This window comes from Streptomyces sp. NPDC104307, from assembly GCF_055584045.1.
In genome coordinates, this window is record NZ_JBVJMU010000004.1 from 219,193 (window position 1) to 243,891 (window position 24,699).

Sequence of the window (24,699 nt, forward strand, 5' to 3'; positions counted from 1 at the left end):
AGCATGTCCACGCCCCCCCACCAGGAGTTGCGCCATGACCGTAGCGGTCGTCCTCTTCACCGCCGATCTCCGCCTGCACGACCATCCGCCCATGCATGCCGCGCTCGCGTCCTGCGACGAGGTCGTGCCCCTGTTCGTACGCGACACGGGAGTCGACGCGGCGGGGTTCGGCGCCCCGAACCGCCTCGCCTTCCTCGCCGACTGCCTGCGGGATCTCGACACGGGGCTGCGCGAGCGGGGCGGCCGGCTGGTGATCCGCTCGGGCGACGTGGTCAGCGAGGTGTGCCGGATCGTCTCAGAGACCGGTGCGGGCGATGTCCATCTGGCCGCGGGGGTCAGTGCCTACGCCCATCGCCGCGAGGAACGGCTGCGGGCGGAACTGGAGTCCGGCGGGGCGCGGCTGCACGTCCACGACGGCGTGGTCACCGCGGTCGCGCCGGGCGCCGTGACCCCTGCGGGCTCCGACCACTTCGCCGTGTTCACCCCGTACTTCAGGCGCTGGTCCGAGGAGCGGGTGCGCGACCCCTTCGGTGCGCCGCGAGCGGTACGGGTGCCGCCGGGTCCGGGCTCCGAGGACGTGCCGGTCCGGGCTGACGTGTCCGGCGTCTCGGCAGGACTCGCGGAGGGCGGCGAGCGAGAGGCCCGCAAGCGGTTCACGGCCTGGCGGCGCCACGGACTCGCGGCGTACGAGGACCGCCACGACGACCTGCCGGGGGACGCCACGTCCCGCCTCTCGCCGCATCTGCACTTCGGCACCCTCTCCCCCGCGGAACTCATCCACCGGGCGCGCGCGGCCGGTGGCACCGGAGCCGAGGCGTTCGTCCGGCAGCTCTGCTGGCGCGAGTTCCATCACCAGGTCCTCGCGGCCAGGCCCGGCGCGGCCCGCCTCGACTACCGGACCCGGCACGATCGCTGGCGGTCCGGGACCGCTGCCGCCGAGGAGACGGAGGCATGGCGGCAGGGCCGCACCGGCTATCCGGTGGTCGACGCCGCCATGCGCCAGCTCCGCCACGAGGGCTGGATGCACAACCGCGGACGGCTGCTCGCCGCGGGCTTCCTGACCAAGACCCTGTACGTGGACTGGCGCGTCGGCGCCCGGCACTTCCTGGATCTACTGGTGGACGGAGACGTCGCCAACAACCAGCTGAACTGGCAGTGGATGGCCGGAACGGGGACGGACAGCCGCCCGAACCGGGTGCTCAACCCGGTGCTCCAGGCCAAGCGCTACGACCCGGACGGCGACTACGTCCGACGGTGGGTTCCGGAGCTGGCGGCGCTGGCGGGGTCCGCCGTGCACGAGCCGTGGAAGCTGCGCGGCGCGGAGCGTGCCCGGCTGGACTATCCGGATCCGCTGGTGGACCTGGCCGAGGGGCTGGGACGGTTCAAGCAGGCGCGCGGCCTGGACTGATCGCCGCGGGCGCGCGCCGGTGGGCCGGCGGCCGGTGCGGCGCCGCACCGCGCGGCACGCCGGGCCGACGGGCAACACGCCCCTGCGGGCCCGGCGCCAGCGAAGATGCGGCCATGCCGACTCCCGACGCGCCCTCCGCCCCGGCCGGCCGTGCCACCGTGGACGAACCACGCGGTCATGCGGCCCTGCTGCTCCTGTCGGCGGCGTCCGGCGCGGCGGACGCGTTCGTCTTCATCTGCGTCGGCCAGGTCTTCGCCGGGGTGATGACGGGGAACCTGGTCCTGCTGGGAGCCTCCGCCGCCGGGGCGGGTGAGGAGGGGGTGGCGCTGCGAGTGGTCACGGCGCTCGTCTCGTACGGCTTCGGGGTGGCGTGGGGTGCGGTGGCGGGCGAGCGGGTGTGGCGGCGGCTGCCGGTCATGCTGGCGGCCGAGGTGGCGCTGCTCGCCGCGGCCGCTGTGCTGTGGGGGCTGGATCTGATCACTTCGGACGCGGACCGGCTGGGCCTGCTGGCTCTCATGGGGCTCGCGATGGGGATCCAGGCCCGTCTCCGTGCCACGCCGACGAACTACTTCACCGGCACGCTGACCTCCCTCGTCGGCAGGCTGGCCGTGGGTTCCTGGCGGCGGGGCGACGGCTGGGTGGCCGGCCGGCTGGCCGCCTTGGTGACGGGGGCGGCGGCGGCCGCGCTGGCCGTGCGCGAGCGGCCGGGCACCGGGGCCGTGGCCGCGGCGGCGCTCGCGGCGGCGGCGCTGCTGGTCGAGGCCGTACCGCGCCGGCGGTGAACCGGGGCAGGATCCGCGACCGGGCAAAAGGGAAGCCCCGGCCGGATCGGGGGAATCCAGCCGGGGCAGTTCTTGGTGTGTGCGCTCAGTGCGTCATCACATATAGGTGAACGATAAACCATTGCCTCGCGTTCCCGGGAATCCGCACCCCGGAGTGTGATCCGGAGCACGGACACCCGCACCGTGAGCCGCTCGGCGGTCAGCGCTCCTCGCGGAAGAGGACGTGCCGCCCGGCGGCCGGGTCGTACTTGCGCAGGACCATCCGGTCGGGGTTGTTGCGGCGGCTCTTGCGCGTCACATAACTCTGGCCCGTTCCTGCGGTCGAACGGAGCGTGACGACGGGACGGGCTTCACTTCGGGCCATGGGAACCTCCGTACTGGCGGACCGAATCCACCCCTTGATGGGAACGGGATTCGTTTTCGTTCTGCCGGTGCAACGCGACAGCGGGTGGCCGCATTCCCACCCGGACCCCGCCCGGATTCCGGAGCTGCCGGCCACGGGTCCGGCACTCGCCCACGACAGGTCGAGCACTCTTCCGCGACGCCGTCACGTGAGGCCGCCACGCTCGTTGACCGCAGTGCCCGGCCCAGCGAACGACCGCCAGAGGAATGTGACCCATGCGCCCGAAGAGCTTCCCCTCCCCCATCACGACCACCGCGATGACGCCGCCCGCGCACTGACGGCGACGGGCCCGGCGGCACCCGCCGCCCACGGGGCCCGCGTCCCGCATATGCCCCGACGCACCACGCCCGCACCACTCGGGTCCAGCACGAAAGGGCGCACGGAGGGCCTCCGCACACCGGATCGCCTGACTCAACAGCCCTTGAAAGAAAGGCTGTTCGAACGATCGCCGCGTCGTCCAGCCGCTGGCATATGTCAGAAGCAAGAACGCATCGAGTGTCGCCAAACCGCTTACGACCCCCAGCCGGCTGTGCGACAGTCGTATCCGGTCCACCCTCAGACCTGGTTGTACCGCGCCTGTATCGGAGTACGTCATGCCGTCCCATCTGTCCGCGGACCGCCCCGCCCCCCAGTCGCCCGAGCGCGATGCCGTCGACGCGTTGATCAACCGGACGCGCCGGCTGCGCGGCGACGTGGAAGCGGTGCGGCGCGACGCCATGGCTGTCGACGAGGACGATCCGCAGCTGCGCTGGCAGCGCGCGCTCTGCGAACTGGCGGTCCATCACCTGGACGATCTCGGCGCGCACCTGGGACAGCTCAGGGAGGGGCTCCCGCCGGAGGCCGCGCAGCAGCTCGCCGCCGAACTGTCCCTGGGCACGGGCCCGGTGCCCCTCAGCGAGGAGCGGGAGGGTTCACTGATCGGCCGGGTGGGCAGCGCCGAGTGGAATCTGCTGACGGACGAGGTCAGTTGGTCAGAGGAGCTGCTCCAGATCTTCGGCCGGACCGCGGAGGCCGGACCGCTCTCCCTGGACGATCTGCCCACCGTGCTCGTCCCCGAGGACCAGCCCTTGCTCACCGCTCTCGTGACGGACTGCCTGGTCGACGGAGAGTCGATAGACGGGGAGTTCCGGATCCACCGGCCCGACGGCGAGATGCGGACCCTGCACATGATGGGCGAGCCCGTCCTCGACGCGGACGGCTGCACCGCCTCCATGTGGGCGGTCCTGCGCGACGTCAGCGAGCTGCGGCGCAGCCAGCGGACGGTGCGCCGCACCCATGACTCGCTCCGCCGCCAGCAGCACATCGACCGGACCGAGCGCCGGATCGCGGTCGAGCTGCAGGAGGCCGTACTTCCGCCATGGCGGGGTTCGCTGCGCCTCCCGGACCAGGGGCCCGGAGCCCTGGACATCGCGGCCCACTACCTGCCCTCCGGGTCCGGCGAACTGATCGGCGGCGGCTGGTACGACGCCATGGAGCTGCCGGACGGCCGGACGCTGCTCACGGTCGGTGATCTGACCGGTCACGGCATCCAGGCCACCTCGGCCATGGCGATGATCCTCGGGGCGCTGCGCGGCATGGCGATGGCCGGCATCGATCCGGGAGCCCTGATGGGGCATCTGAACCAGTTGCTGGAGACGTCGTCGGTCCAGCCCGCGCTGGGCAGCGCGGTGTGCTGCCGGTTCGACCCCGCAACCCGCACCCTGGACTGGGCGCAGGCCGGGCACCCCGCACCGCTGCTGTTCCGCGACGGAACCGGGCGCCCGCTGCCGCAGCCCGACGGCGTCCTGCTCGGAGCGGCCTCCGGGGTCGCCTACGAGCAGGACGAGGCGGCCCTGCTGCCCGGCGATGTGCTGGTGCTCCACACCGACGGACTGGCCAGGACCGACAACGGGCGCGGCGGCCTCCGTCAGGGCACGGAGGCGCTGCTCGGACTCGCGCCGCGTTTCGCCGTGGCCCGCTCGGCGCAGGACTGCGTACGTGCCGTCGCCGAGGAGTTCGGCGGCGCGAGCCGGCTGGACGACGCCTGTGTGCTGATCGCCCGCATCGGAGCTCAGGACCCTGGTCCGGGGTCAGATCTCGGAGCTCCTGGTCCGCTGCTTGATGAGGGACCTCTGCGGCAGTGAACGCTCGATCTCCTCGCGCAGGTCCTCGATCTTCCCGTGTCCCGCGAACTGGCCGGTGAGCCGGTACATCTCGCGCAGCCGGTCCCAGGTGCGGTGCGAGGAGGTCTCCCCCATCGACACCAGGGCGAGCCGGGCGTAGCGGTCGGCCTGCTCCGGATCGTCGGCGATGAAGCACGCCGAGGCGAGCGAGATGTAGTCGAAGATCTTCGACCGCTGGCGCCCGGTGACCCGCAGTTCGAGTGCCTGTTTCGCGTGCCGCTGGGCGATGACGGCCGCCGAGGGCTCATGCTCGGCGAGGGTGCGGAACGCCAGTGCCTGCATGCCGTGCAGATCCGCCTCGTCGAACATCTGCATCCAGCTGGGCGGTGGGACATCGCCCTTGTCCGAGACGAAGAGCTCCTCGGCCAGGCCCAGCGTGCGTCGCATGGCCTGGCCCCGCCCCATGGACGCCTGTGCCCAGGCCTCGATGGTGTGGAGCATCGCCTGGGTGCGCGGCAGGACCATGTCGCCCGAGCCGGACTTGGCGAGCTTCATGAGGTCGAGCGCGTCGTCCGGACGGCCCAGGTGGACCATCTGACGGGCCGCCCTGGACAGTGCCTCGCCCGCGCGGGGCCGGTCACCGCCCTCGCGCGCCGCGTGGGCCGCGATGACGAAGTACTTCTGGGCCGTTGGTTCGAGGCCGATGTCGTGGGACATCCACCCCGCGAGTACGGCGAGGTTGGCAGCCACGCCCCAGAGGCGCCGCTGCAGATGGTCGGGGTGGCGGTAGGCCAGCATGCCGCCCACCTCGTTGAGCTGGCCCACCACGGCCTTGCGCTGGAGACCGCCGCCCCGGGAGGCGTCCCAGGCGCGGAACACCTCCACGGACCGCTCCAGCGCCTCGATCTCCTGCGAACCGATGGGCGCGGCCTCGTACCGGTCGAAACCGGCCGGGTCCGCGTGCACGGGATCGTCGGTGCGTGGCGCGTCGGCCGCCAGTACGGGGTCGGTGTGCAGCCAGTCGTGCATGGGGCCGGCGATGGTGGAGCCGGCGGCGAGCGCGGCGCCCGCGCTCACCAAGCCGCGTCGGTTGAGCATGAGGTCCATTCCCGTGAATTCGGTGAGGACCGCTGCCGTCCGCTCGGGCGCCCAGGGGAGTTGGTCGGGATTGTGTTCCGTCCCGGTCTCTCGCCGTTTCCCCACACGCCCGCGCCGACCGAACCCGAGGTCCTCGATGGTCACGACACGACCGAGCCGCTCGGTGAACAGGGCCGCCAGCACTTCAGGGACGGGATCGCGCGGGGACTCCCCCATGTCGATCCAGCGTCTCACCCGCGAGGTGTCGGTGGCGAGCTGGGGGTGGCCCATGGCCGCCGCCTGCCTGTTCACCATTCTCGCGAGTTCGCCCTTGGACCAGCCGGCAAGGCCGAACAGGTCCGACAGACGGGTGTTGGGTTCTCCGGTCACGTCAAGCCCCCAGGTTCTCGGCTGTGTTGACAGTAACCCCCTGTCAGATGCCCTGCGACTATTCGCCAGGGTTCGCCAGGGTCCGCCACATGGTCTGCCACCCGCGCGCCGGTGTCAGGTAGGAAAGCGCCACCCCGCCCGGCAGCCCTCGGTACTCCCCAGGGTGCCGAACGGCCGCCGGCCGGGGCGGCGCACGCAACTTGTCGGCGCACGAAGGGATCTGTCTCGCCCATGTACACAGCATCGTCCTCCGTGTCCGCCCCGCCCCGGCCGCTCCGTCCTCTCGGGTCGGGCGGCGGACCGTATCTCGACCCCCGCGCCGCTGTTCCGGCGCCCGGCATGGGTCGGGCCCGGCGTATGGCAGGGCCGGGTACCCCCTCGCTCAGCGGAAGACTGGACCTGTCGGGCCCGCAGGGCGCGCAGCTGAGGATGGCGATCGCCTCGGTGCACCGGATCTGCCCGGAGTTCAATCCGGTGCAGGTGCTGCGGCGCAGCGGCCGTTCGGTACTGCTCGTCGGTTCGACCGGACGCGCGACCGCGGTCGCCAAGTGCTTACTGGACCACTCCCCGGCGTGGTCGGAGCGGTTCCGCCACGAAATAGCGGCATACCGGGCGTTCGTCCGGCACCGCCCGCCGGTACGGGTTCCCCGGCTCATCGCGGCGGACCCGGAGAACTGCACCCTGGTCATCGAACGGATGCCCGGCCGGGTGGCGGCGCTGACGAGGCATCCGTCGGAGGCGCCGCCCCGGGCCGATCTGCGGGCAGTGCTCGGAGCGGTCAGCCGGGTCAACGCCTGGCGGCCTCCGTCCGGTCTCTTCGAGGCCCCGCTCGACTACGCGGCACGCATCAACCGCTACCACGAGCTGGGGCTGTTCACCGATCGCGATCTGGGTGATCTGCAGAAGCTCCTGCACGGTCTGGCCCATGCGGGCGGCCGCCAGGGGATGGGGCAGTTCTGCCACGGTGACGCGCTGCTCTCCAACATCCTGCTGTCGCCCACCGGCCCGGTGCTGGTCGACTGGGAGCACGCCGGCTGGTATCTGCCGGGGTACGACCTGGCGACGCTGTGGACGGTGCTGGGTGACGCCCCGGTGGCCCGGCGCCAGATCAGCCAGCTGGCCCAGGTCGCGGGACCGGCGGCGCGGGACGCCTTCCTCGTCAACCTGATGCTCGTGCTGACACGGGAGATCCGTACGTACGAGACGGCCGTGCAGCGGGCCATGCGGGACACCTCGGGCCCCCGGCCCGCTCAGGACCGGCCCGGCGCCCTCTCCTCGGGCGAGGAGCAGCGTCTGCTGCTGCGCCGGCTGCACGACGACTGCGCGCTGGCCAGGCGGGCCGTACGGGCCGCGGTCGGCACTCGCTAGACCGTCCGGGCCCTCCAGACCCTCCAGGGGGACGCGCGCTGCGGGTCAGGTGCCGACACACCGGACCCGCAGCGCGCTGTGTTGCGCCCGCCGCCGGACGGGCGCGCTCTAGGTGCGCGCGGGCTCAGTGCGCGCGGACGATGTCCACGTCGGCGGCCTTCACGAAGGCGATGCGGTGGCCGATCTGGACGGTCACGTACTTCTCCTTGCCCTTGAAGAAGGAGTGGTCCAGCGGGTAGGAGGCGTCGATCGTCGGCGCGTAGAAGAAGCCGGTGGGGGCCTCGCCGCCGCCGGGGTAGGACTGGCCCGCCTTGATCGTGTACTGGAGCGGTGTGCCCACCCGCTGGTCCGCGAAGTCTGCGGGGTACTCGGACTTCTCCGGGTACGCCACCCCGTACACGGGGACCTCCGCCTTGCCGGCCTTCGGCCTCACGACATAGCCCGCGGTGGGGGTGGTGGTGCGGGTGCGGGCCGGGGTCTCGAACCAGGCCTTCTGGCCGTACCACCAGATCGCCGTCCAGCCGGGCGCGTGGCCGGCGACGACGGCCTGCTGGGTCGCGCTGATCTTGCTGCCCCAGTCGGCGACGCAGTTGGTGCCGGGCGAGCCGTCGGTGTGCAGCCCCGGGTCCGAGAAGAGCGGTGCGTCGGCGGAGGGTCCGGTGTGGAGCGGGACCGCGCTGGAGCCCTGGACGGGCAGGTCGACGCCCTTCTCGCAGTCACGGAACGCCTGCTTGTTGTCCTTGAACCTCGGGTTGACGGTGATGAGTTCGCTGTTCTTGCGGGCCGTCGGCACGGTGGGTTTGCCGAGCAGGGCCATGAAGCGGTTCCAGTCCCAGTAGGTGCCCGGGTCCCAGTGCATGGCCGCGGTGCCGGCGGCACTCGTGGGCGGTACCCCGTCGTGGCCGATGATGTGCTGGCGGTCGAGCGGGATGTCGTACTTGGCGGCGAGGTAGCGCACCAGTGCGGCGGTCGAGCGGTACATCTCGGGGGTGTACCACTTGGCGCCGTCGACGGCGACGCCCTCCTGCTCGATGCCGATGGAGTTGGAGTTGAGGTACCAGTTCCCGGCCTGCCAGGCGACGTCCTTGTTCTTCACCATCTGGGTGACGTGGCCGTCGCCGGAGCGCACCACGTAGTGGGCGGAGGTCTGCTTCAGCGGGTTCTGGAAGATGTCCAGAGTGGTGTCGAAGTCCTCCTCGGTGTCATGGAGGACGATGAATCTGATCTTGTTGGTGTGCGGCCGGTCCGCGGTGTCGTAGTTGCCGTACGTCTCCTTGTCGGCCGGGTCTCCGGTCTGCTGGTAGGCCGCCGGGACCCAGTCGCATTCGAGGCCGCGCGGGCACTCCGGCCGCACCCCGTCCGCACCGGCCTGCGCCGTGGGACTGAGCAGCGCGAGACTCAGCGCGCCGACGGTGGTGAACGCGACCGCGAGTCCGGTCCTCTGCTTGGACGTCATGACAACCCTTCTTGGAGCTGTGCGCTTTCCGGGCTTTGCGTCGTGCGCGCACACTCTGTGACCTGAGGTGAGAAGTCGTCAAGAGCGCTGTGGATGCGAGGGGTTGAGCCAGTGGACCAGACCACTGGCAGGTGCTCTGACCTGCGAAGGGCGGTGGGCGACGACTTTCTGGCAACATCAAGTTTTGTATGACTATTCAGGGTTGTGCGTGCCCCGAACGGCCGAAGGGTAGTGCTCGCGCGGACACAACGAACCGCGTGACGCTCACGCGAAGGCTCATCGAAAGGCCGTACGCACATGGCTCAGCCCTTCACCCTGCCGGACTTCTATGTTCCGTATCCGGCGCGGCTCAATCCTCATGTCGAGGAGGCCCGACAGCACACCAAGGGGTGGGCGCGGGCCATAGGGATGCTGGAGGGCTCGGGCATCTGGGAGGAGAAGGACCTCGATTCCCACGACTACGCGCTGCTGTGCGCGTACACCCACCCCGACTGCGCGGCCGAGGTGCTGTCGCTGGTGACCGACTGGTACGTGTGGGTCTTCTTCTTCGACGACCACTTCCTGGAGCTGTTCAAGCGCACCCCGGACCGCGAGGGCGGCAAACGGTATCTGGACCGGCTGCCCGCCTTCATGCCGATGGAGCGCGGCGCGCCGACGCCGGAGCCGGAGAACCCGGTGGAGGCGGGGCTGGCCGATCTGTGGGCGCGGACCGTGCCGGCGATGTCCGACGGCTGGCGGGCCCGGTTCGCCGAGGCGACGAAGAACCTGCTCAACGAGTCACTGTGGGAGCTCGCGAACATCAACGAGGGCCGCATCGCGAACCCCGTCGAGTACATCGAGATGCGCCGCAAGGTGGGCGGCGCCCCGTGGTCGGCGGGTCTGGTGGAGTACGCGGCCGGTGCGGAGGTGCCGGAGGCGGTGGCCGGTGAGCGGGCGTTGCGGGTGCTGCGCGACGCCTTCTCGGACGCCGTCCATCTGCGCAACGACCTCTTCTCGTACCAGCGCGAGGTCGAGGACGAGGGCGAGAACAGCAACGGCGTGCTGGTTCTTGAGCGCTTCCTGGAGTGCTCGACCCAGGAGGCCGCGGAGGCGGTGAACGACCTGCTGACGTCGCGGCTCCAGCAGTTCGAGAACACCGCCCTGACCGAGCTCGGTCCGCTCTGCTCCGAGAAGGCGCTGGATCCCGCGCAGACGGCGGCGGTCCTGGCCTACGTCAAGGGCCTCCAGGACTGGCAGTCCGGCGGCCACGAGTGGCACATGCGCTCCAGCCGCTACATGAACGGCGGAGGTTCGGAGCGGGCGACGCCGGGCCTCGGGATGGCGGCCGCGTCGATCCGGTTCACCCCCCGGTCGGAATCGGCCAGGCTGCGGAGTCACATGTATCTGCCCTACCAGCACGTCGGCCCGTCCCTGCTGCCCGATTTCGACCTGCCGTTCGGCACAACGCTCAGCCCGCACCTGGAAGGGGCCCGGCTGCGGCTCGTCGACTGGTCGTCCCGGATGGGCATCCTGGAGGCGCAGCCGGGGGTGCCCGGCTCGCACATCTGGGACGAGCGGCGGCTGCTGGCGATCGACCTGCCGCTGTGCGCGGCGGGGATCCATCCCGACGCCGGCCCGGACGAGCTCGATCTCTCGTCGCAGTGGCTGGCCTGGGGGACCTATGGCGACGACTGGTTCCCGGTGGTGCACGGGCGGGCCCGTGACCTCGCCGGGGCGAAGGTGGCCAACGCGCGTCTTTCGCAGTTCATGCCGCTGGACGGGACGGGCGTGCCCGAGCCGGTCAACGCGCTGGAGCGCGGGCTGGCCGATCTGTGGGAGCGCACGGCGGCGCCGATGGACGAGAGCGGCCGGCGCGCCTTCCGTACCTGCATCGAGGACATGACGGCGAGCTGGGTGTGGGAGCTGGCGAACCAGGCGCAGAACCGGATTCCCGATCCGGTGGACTACGTCGAGATGCGGCGGATGACCTTCGGATCCGACCTGACGATGAGTCTGTGCCGGCTCGGGCACGGCAGGAAGGTTCCTGCGGAGATCTACGACAGCGGCCCGCTGTGCTCCCTGGAGAACGCGGCGGCGGACTACGCCGCGCTGCTCAACGACCTCTTCTCGTACCAGAAGGAGATCGAGTACGAGGGTGAGGTGCACAACGGCGTCCTGGTGGTGCAGAACTTCTTCGGGGTGGACTACCCGACCGGGATGCGGCTCGTGTACGACCTGATGAAGTCGCGGCTGCGGCAGTTCCTGCATGTCGCCGAGAACGAACTCCCGGTGCTGTACGACGACTTCGGCCTGGACGAAGAGGCACGGGAGATCCTGGCGGGGTACGTGCTGGAGCTGAAGCACTGGATCGCGGGCATCCTGATCTGGCACCGGGGCTGCCGGCGCTATCGCGAGGAGGATCTGCGGCAGGGCGCGGCTGCCCCGTGGCACCTCAGCGGTCCCACGGGGCTCGGCACGTCCTCCGCCCGGGTGTCCTCGCTCTTCGGTCAGCTCTCAGGGGTCAGCGGGTAGCTCTCCCCGGCGAGCGCCCTGAAGGTCTTCGTGCCGCTCCGGAACAGGGTGCTGCTGACCGTCACCTCGCGGGTGCGGCTCGCCGTGATCACCACACGGCGGGCCGTTCCCGAGACCCATTCGATGTCGACGCTGAACCCGCCCCGGGCGCGCAGTCCGCGCACCGATCCGTCCGGCCAGCCGGCCGGAAGGGCGGGGAGGATCTCGACCGTGTCGTGCTGGCTCTGCAGCAGCATCTCCGCGACGCCGGAGGCCGCGCCGAAGTTCCCGTCGATCTGGAACGGCGGGTGGTTGTCCCAGAGGTTGGGCAGGGTGGAGGTCTTCAGCTGCTCCGAGAGCATCTTGTGGGCGTGGTCGCCGTCCCGCAGCCGCGCCCAGAAGTTGATCTTCCAGGCCTTGGACCAGCCGGTGCCGCCGTCACCGCGGGCGCCGAGCGAGACCTTCGCCGCTTCGGCCCACTGGCTCCCGGGCTCGATCTGCCGTCCGGGGTGGAGGCCGAAGAGATGGGAGACGTGACGGTGGTCGTCGGCCGGGTCGTCCCGGTCGGTCTTCCACTCCTGGAGCTGGCCCCAGGAACCGGTCCGCAGCCCGGGGTCGAGCTGGTCCAGGGCCGCCTCCAGCCTGCCCCGGAAGGCCGCGTCGTCGCCCAGGGTGCGGGCGGCCTCCAGGGTGCTGGTCAGCAGGTCGTGGACGATCTGCTGGGACATCGCGGCCCCGGCGGTGAAGTCCCCGTGCTCGGGCGAGTAGCTCGGGGTGACGACGAGGAGTCCGTCACGGGGGTCGGCGCGCAGGCTGTCCAGCCAGAACTCCGCGGCCTCCTTCATCGCCGGGTAGGCGGTGGCGCGCAGATAGTCGGTGGAGCCGTTGAACCGGTAGTGCTCGTACATCTGCTGGGTGAGCCAGGCGGCGGCCTCGGGGAACCAGAACGAGGTGGAGTAGTCGTGGACGCCGGTGAAGCCGTAGGGGTTGGTCTCGTTGTGCACGACCCAGCCGGCGCTCCCGAACATCTCCTTCGCCGTCCGGCGGCCCGGCTCGCGCATGGCCTCGACGTAGCGGTCGTAGGGCGCGGTGGTCTCGGCGAGGTTGGTGACCTCGGCGAGCCAGTAGTTCATCTGGAGGTTGATGTTGGTGTGGTAGTCGGCGGACCAGGGCGGAGTCGTGGAGTTGTTCCACACGCCCTGGAGGTTGGCGGGCAGTGAGCCCTCGCGCGAGGAGGCGATCAGCAGGTAGCGCCCGTACTGGAAGAACAGCACCTCCAGGGCCCGGTCGGCCGGGGTGGCCCCTCCGGTGTATCCGCTGAGCAGCCGGTCGGTGGGCAGGTCAGGGTCGGGCAGTAGCTGGCCGACGTCGAGTGCCACCCGGTCGAAGAGGGCGCGGTGGTCGGCCGTGTGGGCGTCGCGGACCTGCTCGTACGTGGCGCCGGCCGCGGCGTCGACGGCGGCGGTGACCCTGTCGTGCGGGTCCGCGCCCCGGTAGTCCGGGTAGGTGTCCGCGTAGTCGGTCCCGGCGGCGAGGAAGAACCAGGCGCTGTCGGCGCCGGTGACGGTGAGGCTGCCGTCGGCGCCGGCGGTGACGGTGCCGCCCTCGGTGCGGACCCGGAGCTGGGCTTCAAAGCGGAGCCCGTTGTCCTGGAGCGCTCCGCGTACGGTGAGCCGGTCGCCGGTGGCGGCCGCGGTGAAGTCGCCGCGCGGCGAGGTGTAGCGCAGCGTGAGGGTCACCTGTCCCGGCCGGTCCGCCGTGAACCGTCCGCCGATGACCGCTCCCGGGTACGAGGCGAAGTACTCCCTGGTGTGGGTGGCCCCGTCCCGCGTGTAGCCGACGGTCGCGAGTGCGGTACGCAGGTCGAGGGCGCGGCGGTAGGAGGCGTCGGGGGCGGCCGGGGCGCCCGGCACATCGATCAGGAGGTCCCCGAAGACCTGGTAGGCGCCGTAGCCGCGGCGGGACTGGCCGAGTTCGGCGGCCACGGCGTCGGGGCCGAGGGCGCCCTCGGTGTCGAGGCGCCGGCGGACGGCGTCGAGGGCGCCGGGTCTGGGGGCGGTCCAGTTCCCGAAGTCGTATCCGTCGGCCGAGCCGGGCCCGCCCGACCACAGGGTCTTCTCGTTGAAGGTGAGGCGTTCGGTGGCGAGCGTGCCGTGGACGCTCGCGCCGAGGGCGCCGCCCCCGATCGGCAGGGATTCGCTCTCCCAGTCGGCGGCCGGGGCGAGGTAGTGGAGCACCGGGTTCGGCAGCTCCCTCGCGTCTCTCACCTTCACCGATTCATCGGAGGTACCGGCGGCGGTCGCCGTACCGGACAAGCCCGGAACTCCCAGTGCCAGAGCTCCAGTTGCGCCGATCGCAGTCTTCATGGTGGTGCGTCGCGTCATCCCGGATGTCATGCCGAACGACGGTAGAGGTCCGACGACTACTTAGACAAGACGAATGACAAAGTCGCCTCTTGGACAGAGGTCGGATGTGCGCGGTGGAAGTGGAGCCGCCGGACCGGACAGCGCGGGCTGTGCGACGGCCCGGCCTCGGGGTGCGGCTCAGCCCTGCTGGAAGAGTTCCGCGGGCAGCGGCTTCAGGAGCGTGTACAGGTCATCGGTGATCGGACGGTCCCAGCTGGCGATCGTGACGAGCACCCCGTCGCTGCGGTCGAACTGCACGCAGGCGATCCGGCTCTCGGAGAGCTTGACCCGGCGGACGATCAGCAGGTTGTCGCCCTGCATCACGGGCATGTCCTCGGTTCCGGTGACCTCGACCGGCTCGTCGTTCTCCAGCGCGAGCAGCAGCTGGGCCACCTCGAAGGGGACCTGGCCCTCCTCGGTCTCGCGGGCGGGCGAGCCCTCCGGGAGGTTACCGATGATCATCGCGGGGCCGCGGCCGCCGAACAGGTCGTAGCGGAGGAAGACGCCCTGACAGCTGCCGTCGGGGGCGGGCAGCAGACCGGCGCCGAGGTTTCCGGGCCAGTCTCCGGGGTCCATGGCCAGGACGTCGAAGTCGGGGCCCGCGGGTGTGGCGGCGCTACGGCGGCGGAGGAAGGACATGCGGACATGTTACGTGGCCGGGCTCACGTCGCGGAGCCCGGTCCCGCAGGGGCCCGGACGGCACCGGAGGGCAACCGTCCGGCGTCCGGTCACCCCGCGGCTGACTCCGCGCCCGGTCACCCGCGTCCGACTCCGCGCCCGGTCACCGCGCGGCCGACTCCGCCGCCAGCCTCTCCAGTACGACGACGGCCTCCGCGGCCCGGTCGTGCGGCACGAAGAGGTGGTCGTGGTGGAATCCGGCCACCACGTTGCAGCTGATCCCGGCGTCGGTGAGCGCGAGGGAGACCGCGGCGGTCAGCCCGACGGCTTCCAGCGCCGAGTGCACACGGAGCGTGATCCAGCCCGCGGGGTAGGAGTGGCTCAGCCCCGCCGCCACGGCCTCCGGCTCCGGCAGCACCAGTGTGAGCCCCTCGCTCTCACTCACCGTGACGACAGGAGAGGCTCCGGCGGGCACCACTCCGTCGGGCACGGTCGCGAACACGTACCGGCCGGGGTGCAGCTCCGGGCGCAGTTCGCGCAGCAGGGTTCGAAGGTCTCTCTCAGCGGTCACACCCGTCAGGCTACCCACGGTGACCCCGGACGGACCGCAGGTGGCGGCCGCCCGGGACCGGGCGTGGTCAGCGCGTGGGCGGTTCGGCGCCGACCAGCCACATCGAGAAGAACTGCGCCCCGCCCCCGTAGGCGTGGCCGAGCGCCCGGCGCGCACCGTCCACCTGGTGCTCCCCCGCGCCTCCGCGCACCTGGAGGGCCGCCTCCGCGAAGCGGATCATGCCGGAAGCGCCGATGGGATTGGTGGAGAGCACTCCGCCCGAGGGGTTCACCGGCAGGTCGCCGTCGAGTTCGGTGACCCCGGCCTCGGTCAGCTTCCACCCCTCGCCCTCGTCCGCGAAGCCGAGGTTCTCCAGCCACATCGGCTCGTACCAGGAGAACGGGACGTACATCTCGACGGCGTCGATCTCCCGGCGCGGGTCGCTGATGCCGGACTGCCGGTAGACGTCGGCGGCGCAGTCCTTGCCGGCCTGCGGCGAGACGAAGTCCTTGCCGGCGAAGAGGGTCGGTTCGCTGCGCATCGCGCCGCCGTGCACCCACGCGGGCGGCTGGGGTGACCGTTCCGCGCCCGCCCGGTCGGTGAGGATCATGGCGCAGGCCCCGTCGGAGGACGGGCAGGTCTCCGAGTAGCGGATGGGGTCCCAGAGCATCGGTGCGGACTGGACCTTCTCCAGGGTGATGTCCGGGTCGTGGATGTGCGCGTACGGGTTCTTCAGCGCGTTGCGCCGGTCCTTGTAGGCCACCAGCGAGCCGACGGTGTCGGGCGCTCCGGTCCGGCGCATGTAGGCGCGCACGTGCGGGGCGAAGAAGCCGCCCGCACCGGCCAGCAGGGGCTGCTGGAACGGGATGGGCAGCGAGAGGCCCCACATCGCGTTGGACTCGGACTGCTTCTCGAAGGCGAGGGTGAGGACGGTGCGGTGCACCCGGGCGGCGACGAGGTTCGCGGCGACGAGTGCCGTCGAACCGCCGACCGAGCCGGCGGTGTGGACCCGGAGCATGGGTTTGCCGACCGCGCCGAGGGCGTCGGCCAGGTAGAGCTCCGGCATCATCACGCCCTCGAAGAAGTCGGGGGCCTTTCCGATGACCACGGCGTCGATGTCCGCCCAGGTCAGTGCGGCGTCCTTCAGTGCGGCGACAGCGGCCTCGCGGACGAGTCCGGCGAGCGAGACGTCGTGACGGGCCGCGACGTGCTTGGTCTGGCCGACGCCGACGACGGCCACGGGCTCCTTAGGCATGGGTGCTCTCCCCTTCGAGGACGGCGACCAGGTTCTGCTGGAGGCAGGGGCCGGACGTGGCGTGGGCGAGAGCCCGGTCCGACTCACCGCGGTGGATGCGGGCGGCGGCCTCTCCGAGGCGGATCAGCCCGGCGGCCATCACCGGGTTGGCGGCGAGCGCGCCGCCGGACGGGTTGACGCTGACCTCGTCGCCGAGGCCGAGCGCCTTGCGCAGCACCACTTCCTGGGAGCTGAACGGGGCGTGCAGCTCGGCGGTGTCGACGGGCCGTTCGAAGACCCCGGCCCGTTCGGCGGCGAGCCGGGTCGACGGTGACTCGGTCAGCTCGCGCACTCCGAGGCCGTGGGCCTCGATGCGGTGGTCGATGCCCCGGATCCAGGCGGGCCGCGCGCACAGTGCCCGTGCGGTGTCCCCGGCGGCGAGGATCACGGCGGCCGCGCCGTCACCGATGGGCGGGCAGTCGCCGGTGCGCAGCGGCCGCACGAGGTAGTCGCCGGCCGGCACGTCTCCGGCGAGCTGGGCGTGCGGGTTGTCCGACGCGGCCTCTCGGCTGCGGGTGGCGATGGCCGTCAGCGCGCTCTCGTCGGTGTCGCCCGCGTCGATGAGCGCCTGGGCCTGGAGGGCGGCGAGTGCGATGGAGTCGGGCCACAGCGGGGCGGTGTAGTAGGGGTCGAGCTGGCGGGTGAGCACGTCGCGCACCTGGCCGGGCGAGGACTTTCCGTACGCGTAGACGAGTGCGGTCTCTGCCTCGCCGGTCTGGATCTTCACCCAGGCCTCGTACAGCGCCCAGGCCCCGTCCATCTCCACGTGGGACTCGGAGATCGGCGGGTGCGCGCCCACGCCGTCGAGCGCCATGGTGAAGGAGAAGGCGCGGCCCGCGAGGTAGTCGCTGGAGCCGGAGCAGGTGAAGTCGATGCCGCTGGTCCGCAGGCCGGTCGCGTCGAGGACCTGGTGCAGGACGGGCATCAGCATCTCGACTTCGGAGAGTTCGTCGGTGCGGCGCAGATGGTCGGTCTGCGCGAAGGCGACGATCGCTACGTCCCGCATCTAGACCAGCTCCTTGTACGCGTCGTAGTCGGCGTCCGGTTCTCCGGTCGGCCGGTAGTGGTCGGGATGGCGGCTTCCCTCGGTCCATACGGGTTCGACGCGCAGGCCCATCCGCACCTGGTCGTACGGGATGCCGCCGATCCGTGCGTGCAGGGCGAGGTCGGCGCCGTCCAGGGCGATGTGCGCGTAGACGTAGGGGACTTCGATGTCGAGGTTCTTGGCCTTGATGTTGACGACGCAGTAGGTGGTGACCGTGCCGCGCGGTCCGACCTCGACCCGTTCGTCGGTGGCGACGCCGCAGGTGGGGCAGGCGCCGCGCGGTGGTACGTACACCTTGCGGCAGGAGGGGCAGCGTTCGCCGACGACGCGTCGGTCCGCCAGCGCTTCCAGGTAGGCGCTCTGGGCGCGGCCCGGGGTGTAGGTGTAGTCGAGCCGGGCGGGAGCGACGATGCCGGTGACGGGTTCGGTGAACTCGCCGTCGTGCGGGACGGGTTCGCCGGTTTGGCCGGGCTCGCCGGGTTCGCCGGGCCCGCTCCCGGACGGCTCGAAGCAGGCGATGTCCGTGATGGCTCCGGTGCGGTCCTGCGCCCAGCGGACGCGGACGCGCATGCCGGTGCGGACGGCTTCGGGCCCGGGTGCGTCCAGGACGTGCAGGAGCCCGGTGTCGGCTCCGTCGAGCCGTACGAGCACCCAGGCGAAGGGGGTGTCCAGGGGCTGGTCGCGGCGGGGCCGCGGGTTCCAGGCCCAGGTGGTGACCGTACCGGTGGTGGCGACCTCGACCAGTTCGTGGATCTCCTCCGCGGTGACGGGGTCGTACTCGACGGGCGGGACCAGGACCTTGCCGCCGCCGGTCCGCACGCCGAGCACGGTGCGTTCGCGCAGTCCGGTGAGGAAGGCGCTCTGGACCGGGCCGAGGGAGCGGGTGAAGGGGAATTCGACCACCAGCGGTGCGCTGAGGATGTCGGGCACGGGTGCTCCTATGGGTCAGGCGCGTCGGTAGACGGGCGGGCGCTTCTCGGCGAAGGCGCGGGCGCCCTCCTTGGCGTCGGCGGTGGCGAAGACCGGCCAGCCGCGCTTGAGTTCGGCGGCGAGGCCGTCGGTCTCTGTCATCTCCGCGGTCTCGTACACCGATGCCTTGACCTCCTCGACGGCGAGCGGGCCGCAGGCGTTGATCTGCTCGGCGACCGCGAGGGCGGCTTCCAGCGCGGTTCCGTCGGGGACGACCCGGCCGATCAGACCGATCCGGGCCGCTTCCGCGGCGTCGTACGGGCGGCCGGTGAGGAGCATTTCGAGGGCGTGGGTCCGGGCGATCTGGCGGGGCAGCCGGACGGTGGAGCCGCCGATGGGGAAGAGGCCGCGTCTGACCTCGAAGAGGCCGAAGGTGGCGCTCTCCCCCGCGATGCGGATGTCGGTGCCCTGGAGGATCTCGGTGCCGCCCGCCACGCAGTGGCCCTCGACCGCCGCGATGACCGGTTTGCGGGGGCGGTGGTGGCGCAGCATGGCCTTCCAGTGCAGGTCGGGGTCGGCCTTCATCCGGTCCCGGTAGCGCTCGCCGTCCATGCCGTCACCCGCGAGGGCCTTGAGGTCCATTCCGGCGCAGAAGCAGCCGCCGGAGCCGGTGAGGACGACGGAGCGGATCCCGTCGTCCGCGTCGGCGGCCAGCCAGCCGTCGTACAGGCCGACCAGCATCGGCAGCGAGAGCGCGTTCTTGGCTTCCGGCCTGTTCAGGGTGAGCACCAGTGTGGCGCCTTCGCGCTGCACGGTGAGGTGTTCCGTACCGCCCATGGTCTGTCTCCCGTCGTAAGGCTAGTGCCGCGTCAGGGAACCTTCGCCCAGTAGGAGCGGCGTCCGGTGCGTGCTCTCGGTGTGCCGCCCCCGGGCTCCTGTACTGGATGTACCGGGGTCCGGGGGCGGTGCGGCGAGAGTGCGTGCCGGGCGTCGCGACGGGCGAAGGTTCCCTGACGCGGCACTAGAACAGGTTGCAGTAGTTGGGGAGGCAGTTCAATAGTTTTCTGACAGGCAGTCAGTTTTCTTCGCCGGGGCCCCTTCCCACTTGTGCCGGTCGGCGCTCTAATGACCGCCGGGCCACTCAGCAACCGGGGTCAGGAGGAACGGTGGAGTACAACCTTGCCGACCTGTTCGAATCGGTCGTCGACGCTGTCCCGGAACGCGAGGCGCTCGTCTACCTCGACCATCCCGGGACCGGCGCCGAGCGCAGGCTCACCTACGCGGAGCTGGACGCCGCGGCGAACCGCGTCGCCCACCATCTGATCGAGGCCGGCATCGCCCCCGGCGAGCACCTGGGACTGCATCTGTACAACGGGGTCGAGTACCTCCAGACGGTGCTGGCCTGCCTGAAGGCGCGCATCGTCCCGGTCAACGTCAACTACCGCTACGTGGAGGAGGAGCTGGTCTACCTCTACCGGGACGCGGACCTGGCGGCGCTCGTCTTCGACGCCGAGTTCGACGAGCGCGTGGCCGCCGCCGCGCCGCAGGCGCCGAAGCTCCGCCATCTCGTCCGGGTGGGAGCGCCCCCGGAAGGGGCATCCGGTCCGGACGCCGTCGCGTTCGCGGCGGCCGAGGCCGTCGGGGATCCGGGGCGCGGCTTCGCCCCCCGCTCGCCCGACGACCAGTTCATCATCTACACGGGCGGCACCACGGGCATGCCCAAGGGCGTGATGTGGCGCCAGGAGGACCTCTTCTTCTCCGGTCTCGGCGGCGGCGCGCCGACCGGAGAGGCGGTGAAGACCCCGCAGGAGCTGGCCGAGCGGGTCGCGGCGGGCGGGGAGGGCATCACCTTCTTCCCCACTCCCCCGCTGATGCACGGCACCTCGACGCTCACGGCGTTCATCGGCTTCAACTTCGGGCAGCGGGTCGTGCTGCACCGCAAGTTCGTGCCGCACGAGGTGCTCCGCACGATCGAGCGGGAGAAGGTCACCAGCGTGTCGCTGGTCGGCGACGCGATGCTGCGGCCGTTGATCGACGCGCTGAAGGGGCCGCTGAAGGGCACCGACTGCTCGTCGATGTTCTCCGTCTCCAGCTCGGGCGCCGTGATGTCCGACTCGGTACGGGCGGAGTTCCAGGCGCTGGTGCCCACGGTGATGCTGCTCAACAACTTCGGCTCGTCCGAATCCGGATTCAACGGCACCGCGACGGCCGACTCCGGGCCGGAGAACGGCTTCCGGCTGCGGATGAACTCCCGTACGGCGGTGGTCGACCCGGCGACCTTCGAGCCGGCGGAGCCGGGCGTGCCGGGACGGATAGCCCAGCGCGGTCACGTACCGCTCGGCTACTACAACGACCCCCGCAAGACCGCGGAGACGTTCTTCCGCAGGGGCGAGGAGCGGTGGGTGCTGCTCGGCGACATGGCGACGGTCGACGCCGAGGGCATCGTGACCGTGCTGGGCCGGGGTTCGCAGTGCATCAACACCGGCGGCGAGAAGGTGTATCCGGAGGAGGTCGAGCAGGCCCTCAAGGCCCATCCGGACGTGTACGACGCGCTGGTCGCCGGCGCGCCGGACGAGCGCTGGGGCAGCCAGGTCGCCGCCGTGGTGCAGCTGCGCGAGGGCGCTCAGGCTCCCTCGCTCGACGACGTCCAGGCGCACTGCCGGACCCGGCTGGCCGGCTACAAGATCCCCCGGCACCTGGTGATCGCCGCGCAGATCCGGCGCTCCCCCAGCGGAAAGGCCGACTACCGGTGGGCCCGCTCGGTCGTCGCTCCGGTCCGCCCGGCCGACGGCTGAGACACCGGTCGGGTCGGCGGCGGAGACGAGCGTTGGCGGGCGGCCCCGATATCACCCGAGTGCGCGGCCCCGCGTCCGTCGCGGACGGGGGCCGCGGGGCATGGCGTAAGCCATTCGGGCACGTCCGGTACCCAACCGCTCACCCTGCGTGGCATCGGGGGGTGATCGCCCATAGCTTCGGCTCATGAGGAAACGACACTTCACATCCCTCGTGAGCATCGCAGCCGTCTCGGCCGCCGGACTGGGCGCGGCCGTTCCGTCCGCCTCGGCCGCTGCGGCCGGCGACCGTGTGGTGTATCCGGGCCAGTCGATCCAGGCAGCCGTGGACGCCGCACGGGCCGGTGACACGATCGTCGTCCGGCCCGGCACCTATCGCGAGAGCGTGCTCATCAGCACGCCGGGCCTGACCCTGCGCGGCTCCGGGGACCGTACGGTCATCGTGCCGGACACCAGCCGCGCGCAGCCGGACAACGCCTGCGCGAAGGCCGGCAGCGGCGTCTGCGTCCTGGGCACGGCCCAGCACACCGTGGACCGCGTGTCCGTCCGGTCCCTCGCGGTCACCGGGTTCGCCAAGAACGGCGTCTGGGCCTCCTGGACGGACGGGCTGGAGGTCCGGGACGTGACCGCCGGCTCCAATGGCACCTGGGGCATCGCCCAGCAGCGCTCCACCCGCTCCGACATCCGGGACAACACCGCCCGCGCCAACGGCGACGCGGGCATCTTCGTCGCCAACAGCGTGGACGAGGAGGGCGGCGCCACGGACACCCTCGGCACCCGGGTCCGGGGCAACACGCTGACCGACAACCGGATCGGGTTCACCGCACGCCGGGTGCGGAACCTGCTCGTCGACGACAACACCCTCACCGCCAACTGCACCGGCGTGTTCGTCGTGGGCGACGAGGGAACACCGAAGGCCGGCGCCATGACCATCCGGTCCAACCGGATCACCGGGAACAACAAGTTCTGCGATGCCTCCGACCGGCTGCCCGCCCTCCAGGGCTCCGGCATCGTCCTCACCGGCACCGAGACGACCCAGGTCCGCTCCAACGTGATCCGGGACAACGTGGGTGCCACCCCGCTCTCGGGCGGCGTCGTGCTGTTCAAGAGCTTCGTCGGAGCGAAGAACACCGACAACACCATCACCGGCAACGTGGTCACGGGCAACCAGCCGGCCGACCTGGCCAACGAGGACACCGGCACGGGCAACGACTTCACCGGCAACGTCTGCACGACGTCCGCACCGGCCGGAATGTGCTGACCGGTGCGCCCCCGTACGAGGAGAAGCGAGAGCGCATGACCACCGTGAGTACCACCCCCACCCCCGCCACCGCTCCCGGCCCGCCCGCCGCCGCGGCCGCACCGCAGCCCGCGATGCGGCTGCGCGAGATCGTGTTCGGCGCCGCCTGCGCCGCCGCCGTGCGTGCCGCCTGCCGGCTCGGTGTCGCGGACGCGCTGGGCGAGACACCGGCCACCGCCGCCGAGCTGGCCGCGGCGGTGAAGACCGAACCGGTACCGATGGAGCGGCTGCTGCGCGCCCTGTCCTGCTACGGCATCTTCACCGAGACCCCGGACGGCGCGTTCGCCCACACCGAGATGTCGCGGCTGCTGCGCGAGGACGACCCGAACAGCCTCCGGTACATCTCACTCTGGTGCACCGAGCCCTGGACCTGGGACGTCTGGCCCCGGCTGGACGACGCGGTGCGCTCCGGCCGCAATGTCTTTGAGGACGTGCACGGCAAGGAGTTCTTCGACTACCTCCACCAGAACGCGCACGAGTCGGCCCAGGTCTTCAACCGGGCCATGACCACGTCCAGCGTGCAGTCCGCGCTGGACGTCGCGGCCCTCCTCGATCTCACCGGGGTGTCCTCGGTCGCCGACATCGGCGGCGGTCAGGGGCACGTACTGGCAAGCCTGCTGGAGAAGCACCCCTCGGTGAGCGGCACCCTGATGGACCTGCCGGGTGTGGTGGCACGGGCCGACGAACGGCTGCGGGACGGCGGCCCGCTGGCCGGGCGGACCGCCATCGTGGCCGGGGACTGCCGTGAGGGCATCCCGGTGGCGGCCGATCTCTACATCATCAAGAACATCCTGGAGTGGGACGACGACAGCACCCGCCGCGCGTTGCGCAGCGTCGTCGCGGCGGCGCGTCCGGGGGCCCGGCTCGTCGTCATCGAGAACCTCGTCGACGACACCCCCTCGATGCGGTTCACCACCGCCATGGACCTGCTGCTCCTGCTGAACGTCGGCGGCGCCAAGCACACCCGGCAGAGTCTGGTGGACCGGCTGTCGGAGGCCGGGCTGCTCATCGGTGAGGTCCGGCAGGTCAACCCCTACCTCCACGCGTTCGAATGCGTGGTCCCGGACTGATTCCGCCGTCGCGGCGAGCGCACGCGAATCGCCCCGGGCCCGGCCGAGAGGCCGGGCCCGGGGCGATCGTCGTCGTCAGGCGGAGTCGTCGCGCTCCCAGCGGTAGAACTCCTGGGCCATCGCGTCCTTCGGGCCCCGCCAGGTCTGCGGGTCGTACGGGCTGATGAAGGCGGTCAGCCGGTCGCTGAGTCCCCTGAACTCCGGGTGCTCGGTCACCTTGGCGATCTCCGGTCCCGGCGGCCGCTCGGACTCGATCATGTGCAGGTAGACGTCGCCGAACTGGAAGAGCTTGCGCCGGGTGACGCCGACCAGGTGCGGCAGCTCGCTGCTGTCGGAGGCGGCGAACAGTTCGGCGATGTCCGGCGCCGACTCCGGTGCCATCCGGGCGACGATCAGTGCGTGGTGCATCGGGTGGTGCCTTTCTGATACCCGGTCCGGCCGCACCCGGCACGGGTGCCGGGTGCGGCCGGACCGTCGGCGGACGGGACGTCAGCCGGCCGTGACGGACGCCGAGCGGCGCTCACGGTCGCGCTGCTCGATCTTGTCCCGGATGAGCTCCATCTGGACGCGCGAGTTGCGGTTGATGTTGTCGGTCATCCAGGCGTCGTCGACCGGGGCGTCCGGGCGCATCGCGAAGTCCTGCGCCCAGTGCATGCGGGTTCCGCCGGGGACCTCGGAGTACTCCCAGTGGATGTCCATGTGCTGGAACGGGCCGGGCTCGACGCGACGGGCGCGGACCTTGCGGGCGCGGCGGTCGGTGGTGCGCTCGGAGACCCAGCTCCACACCTTGTCGTTCTCGTCGGGGTGCATGGTCAGGCGGAAGGTGGTCCGCTCGCCGTCGCGTTCGATGATCTCGACGGCGGCGTACTCGCTGAACAGGTCTGTCCAGTTCGCGAGGTCGTTCGTCATGTCCCAGACGAGGTCCAGGGGGGCGGCGATGATGATCTCGTTCTCGGTGTGTCCGGACACGTCAGGCTCCTGTCATGAGGCTGTTGTTGACGAGGTCGAGGAACTCGCGGGGCGTCTTGCACCGGTCGGCGTCGGCCGGCAGCGGCTGTCCGTGCCGGTTCTCCAGCACGCCGACGATGCCGAGGAGGCCCAGGGAGTCGAGGCCGAACTCGTCGAAGGCGGTGCCGGAGCGGTTCTCCATCTCCCGGGGGTCGACGGTCAGTCCGGCGCCCTTCTTCATCAGGGCGGCGAGTTCGTCGTAGGTCAGTCGGTCGGTCATGAGGTGCTTCTT

The 24,699-nt window shown here is 71.3% G+C and carries 20 protein-coding genes and 1 pseudogene; 8 read left to right on the forward strand and 13 right to left on the reverse strand.

The window, feature by feature from the left end; translation table 11 throughout:
- The first annotated feature begins 34 nt into the window (after positions 1-34).
- Together ACZ601_RS13910 and ACZ601_RS13915 are read left to right on the forward strand one after the other, a co-directional pair.
- Positions 35-1,408: a cryptochrome/photolyase family protein gene (locus ACZ601_RS13910; protein WP_469536973.1), complete on the forward strand. Its 1,374-nt coding sequence runs from the start codon at positions 35-37 to the stop codon at positions 1,406-1,408.
- Positions 1,409-1,521: 113 nt separating this feature from the next.
- Entirely contained in the window at positions 1,522-2,190 is a 669-nt protein-coding gene (locus tag ACZ601_RS13915; protein WP_469536976.1) for a DUF1275 family protein, read from the forward strand.
- 199 nt (positions 2,191-2,389) lie between these two features.
- Here ACZ601_RS13915 and rpmG read toward each other — a convergent pair whose 3' ends face one another.
- Positions 2,390-2,554 (reverse strand): 50S ribosomal protein L33, encoded by a 165-nt coding sequence (rpmG, locus tag ACZ601_RS13920; protein ID WP_440575741.1) that lies wholly within the window; start codon positions 2,552-2,554, stop codon positions 2,390-2,392.
- A 632-nt stretch (positions 2,555-3,186) separates the two neighbouring features.
- Here rpmG and ACZ601_RS13925 point away from each other — a divergent pair.
- Positions 3,187-4,644: pseudogene (locus ACZ601_RS13925) on the forward strand (PP2C family protein-serine/threonine phosphatase); the annotation flags it as partial.
- A gap of 18 nt (positions 4,645-4,662) precedes the next feature.
- On the opposite strand, the gene ACZ601_RS13930 reads toward ACZ601_RS13925, so the two are convergent.
- Positions 4,663-6,162 carry a DNA-binding protein NsdB gene (locus ACZ601_RS13930; RefSeq protein ID WP_469536979.1) on the reverse strand — a complete coding sequence of 500 codons (1,500 nt, stop codon included), beginning with the start codon at positions 6,160-6,162 and terminating at the stop codon, positions 4,663-4,665.
- Between the two features lie 231 nt (positions 6,163-6,393).
- On the opposite strand from ACZ601_RS13930, the gene ACZ601_RS13935 reads away from it, so the two are divergent.
- A complete protein-coding gene (locus ACZ601_RS13935) occupies positions 6,394-7,530 on the forward strand; it encodes an aminoglycoside phosphotransferase family protein (RefSeq protein WP_469536982.1) in 1,137 nt (378 codons plus the stop codon).
- 124 nt (positions 7,531-7,654) lie between these two features.
- On the opposite strand, the gene ACZ601_RS13940 is transcribed toward ACZ601_RS13935, so the two are convergent.
- Entirely contained in the window at positions 7,655-8,986 is a 1,332-nt protein-coding gene (locus ACZ601_RS13940) for an N-acetylmuramoyl-L-alanine amidase (protein WP_469536985.1), read from the reverse strand.
- A gap of 297 nt (positions 8,987-9,283) precedes the next feature.
- Between ACZ601_RS13940 and ACZ601_RS13945 the strand changes: the two genes are divergently transcribed.
- Positions 9,284-11,497, forward strand: a complete 2,214-nt coding sequence (locus tag ACZ601_RS13945) for a terpene synthase family protein (RefSeq protein WP_469536987.1) — start codon at positions 9,284-9,286, stop codon at positions 11,495-11,497.
- On the opposite strand, the gene ACZ601_RS13950 is transcribed toward ACZ601_RS13945, so the two are convergent.
- The 7 genes from ACZ601_RS13950 to ACZ601_RS13980 form a co-directional block, all read right to left on the reverse strand.
- Complete coding sequence (locus tag ACZ601_RS13950; RefSeq protein WP_469537605.1) at positions 11,473-13,713, reverse strand: glycoside hydrolase family 95 protein; 2,241 nt, start codon at positions 13,711-13,713, stop codon at positions 11,473-11,475. The genes ACZ601_RS13945 and ACZ601_RS13950 overlap by 25 nt on opposite strands.
- A 306-nt stretch (positions 13,714-14,019) precedes the next feature.
- On the reverse strand, positions 14,020-14,520 hold the full coding sequence (locus ACZ601_RS13955; protein ID WP_073738907.1) for a hypothetical protein: 501 nt from the start codon (positions 14,518-14,520) through the stop codon (positions 14,020-14,022).
- A 142-nt stretch (positions 14,521-14,662) separates the two neighbouring features.
- The gene (locus ACZ601_RS13960; protein WP_469536991.1) at positions 14,663-15,070 is read right to left on the reverse strand and encodes an ACT domain-containing protein; all 408 of its coding nucleotides are present in this window, start codon (positions 15,068-15,070) and stop codon (positions 14,663-14,665) included.
- A 67-nt stretch (positions 15,071-15,137) separates the two neighbouring features.
- Positions 15,138-16,304, reverse strand: a complete 1,167-nt coding sequence (locus ACZ601_RS13965) for a thiolase domain-containing protein (protein WP_440575735.1) — start codon at positions 16,302-16,304, stop codon at positions 15,138-15,140.
- Positions 16,297-17,349 carry a thiolase domain-containing protein gene (locus tag ACZ601_RS13970; protein ID WP_469536994.1) on the reverse strand — a complete coding sequence of 351 codons (1,053 nt, stop codon included), beginning with the start codon at positions 17,347-17,349 and terminating at the stop codon, positions 16,297-16,299. The genes ACZ601_RS13965 and ACZ601_RS13970 overlap by 8 nt, the downstream gene beginning before the upstream one ends.
- Positions 17,350-18,318, reverse strand: coding sequence for a Zn-ribbon domain-containing OB-fold protein (locus ACZ601_RS13975; protein ID WP_469536997.1), 969 nt, complete (start codon positions 18,316-18,318; stop codon positions 17,350-17,352).
- A 15-nt stretch (positions 18,319-18,333) separates the two neighbouring features.
- Positions 18,334-19,134, reverse strand: a complete 801-nt coding sequence (locus ACZ601_RS13980) for a crotonase/enoyl-CoA hydratase family protein (RefSeq protein WP_469537001.1) — start codon at positions 19,132-19,134, stop codon at positions 18,334-18,336.
- Positions 19,135-19,463: 329 nt separating this feature from the next.
- Here ACZ601_RS13980 and ACZ601_RS13985 point away from each other — a divergent pair, with 329 nt between their 5' ends.
- The 3 genes from ACZ601_RS13985 to ACZ601_RS13995 all read left to right on the forward strand — a co-directional run bounded on the left by ACZ601_RS13985 (position 19,464) and on the right by ACZ601_RS13995 (position 23,459).
- Entirely contained in the window at positions 19,464-21,092 is a 1,629-nt protein-coding gene (locus tag ACZ601_RS13985; protein WP_469537004.1) for an acyl-CoA synthetase, read from the forward strand.
- 184 nt (positions 21,093-21,276) lie between these two features.
- Complete coding sequence (locus tag ACZ601_RS13990) at positions 21,277-22,350, forward strand: right-handed parallel beta-helix repeat-containing protein (protein WP_469537007.1); 1,074 nt, start codon at positions 21,277-21,279, stop codon at positions 22,348-22,350.
- 35 nt (positions 22,351-22,385) lie between these two features.
- Positions 22,386-23,459, forward strand: a complete 1,074-nt coding sequence (locus ACZ601_RS13995; protein ID WP_469537010.1) for a methyltransferase — start codon at positions 22,386-22,388, stop codon at positions 23,457-23,459.
- 75 nt (positions 23,460-23,534) lie between these two features.
- Here the strand turns inward: ACZ601_RS13995 and ACZ601_RS14000 are convergent, their stop codons facing one another.
- From ACZ601_RS14000 to ACZ601_RS14010, 3 genes are all read right to left on the reverse strand, one after another.
- On the reverse strand, positions 23,535-23,867 hold the full coding sequence (locus tag ACZ601_RS14000) for a TcmI family type II polyketide cyclase (RefSeq protein ID WP_469537013.1): 333 nt from the start codon (positions 23,865-23,867) through the stop codon (positions 23,535-23,537).
- An 81-nt stretch (positions 23,868-23,948) separates the two neighbouring features.
- Complete coding sequence (locus ACZ601_RS14005; protein ID WP_440577369.1) at positions 23,949-24,428, reverse strand: SRPBCC family protein; 480 nt, start codon at positions 24,426-24,428, stop codon at positions 23,949-23,951.
- Position 24,429: 1 nt separating this feature from the next.
- Positions 24,430-24,687, reverse strand: a complete 258-nt coding sequence (locus ACZ601_RS14010; RefSeq protein WP_311307478.1) for an acyl carrier protein — start codon at positions 24,685-24,687, stop codon at positions 24,430-24,432.
- Positions 24,688-24,699: the final 12 nt, after the last annotated feature.

Bases quoted from the DNA above. Each gene is read 5' to 3' on its own strand.
- ACZ601_RS13910 (WP_469536973.1), top strand. From the start codon at position 35: ATGACCGTAGCGGTCGTCCTCTTCACCGCCGATCTCCGCCTGCACGAC.
- ACZ601_RS13915 (WP_469536976.1), top strand. From the start codon at position 1,522: ATGCCGACTCCCGACGCGCCCTCCGCCCCGGCCGGCCGTGCCACCGTG.
- rpmG (WP_440575741.1), bottom strand. From the start codon at position 2,554: ATGGCCCGAAGTGAAGCCCGTCCCGTCGTCACGCTCCGTTCGACCGCA.
- ACZ601_RS13935 (WP_469536982.1), top strand. From the start codon at position 6,394: ATGTACACAGCATCGTCCTCCGTGTCCGCCCCGCCCCGGCCGCTCCGT.
- ACZ601_RS13940 (WP_469536985.1), bottom strand. From the start codon at position 8,986: ATGACGTCCAAGCAGAGGACCGGACTCGCGGTCGCGTTCACCACCGTC.
- ACZ601_RS13945 (WP_469536987.1), top strand. From the start codon at position 9,284: ATGGCTCAGCCCTTCACCCTGCCGGACTTCTATGTTCCGTATCCGGCG.
- ACZ601_RS13955 (WP_073738907.1), bottom strand. From the start codon at position 14,520: ATGTCCTTCCTCCGCCGCCGTAGCGCCGCCACACCCGCGGGCCCCGAC.
- ACZ601_RS13965 (WP_440575735.1), bottom strand. From the start codon at position 16,304: ATGCCTAAGGAGCCCGTGGCCGTCGTCGGCGTCGGCCAGACCAAGCAC.
- ACZ601_RS13970 (WP_469536994.1), bottom strand. From the start codon at position 17,349: ATGCGGGACGTAGCGATCGTCGCCTTCGCGCAGACCGACCATCTGCGC.
- ACZ601_RS13980 (WP_469537001.1), bottom strand. From the start codon at position 19,134: ATGGGCGGTACGGAACACCTCACCGTGCAGCGCGAAGGCGCCACACTG.
- ACZ601_RS13990 (WP_469537007.1), top strand. From the start codon at position 21,277: ATGAGGAAACGACACTTCACATCCCTCGTGAGCATCGCAGCCGTCTCG.
- ACZ601_RS13995 (WP_469537010.1), top strand. From the start codon at position 22,386: ATGACCACCGTGAGTACCACCCCCACCCCCGCCACCGCTCCCGGCCCG.
- ACZ601_RS14000 (WP_469537013.1), bottom strand. From the start codon at position 23,867: ATGCACCACGCACTGATCGTCGCCCGGATGGCACCGGAGTCGGCGCCG.
- ACZ601_RS14010 (WP_311307478.1), bottom strand. From the start codon at position 24,687: ATGACCGACCGACTGACCTACGACGAACTCGCCGCCCTGATGAAGAAG.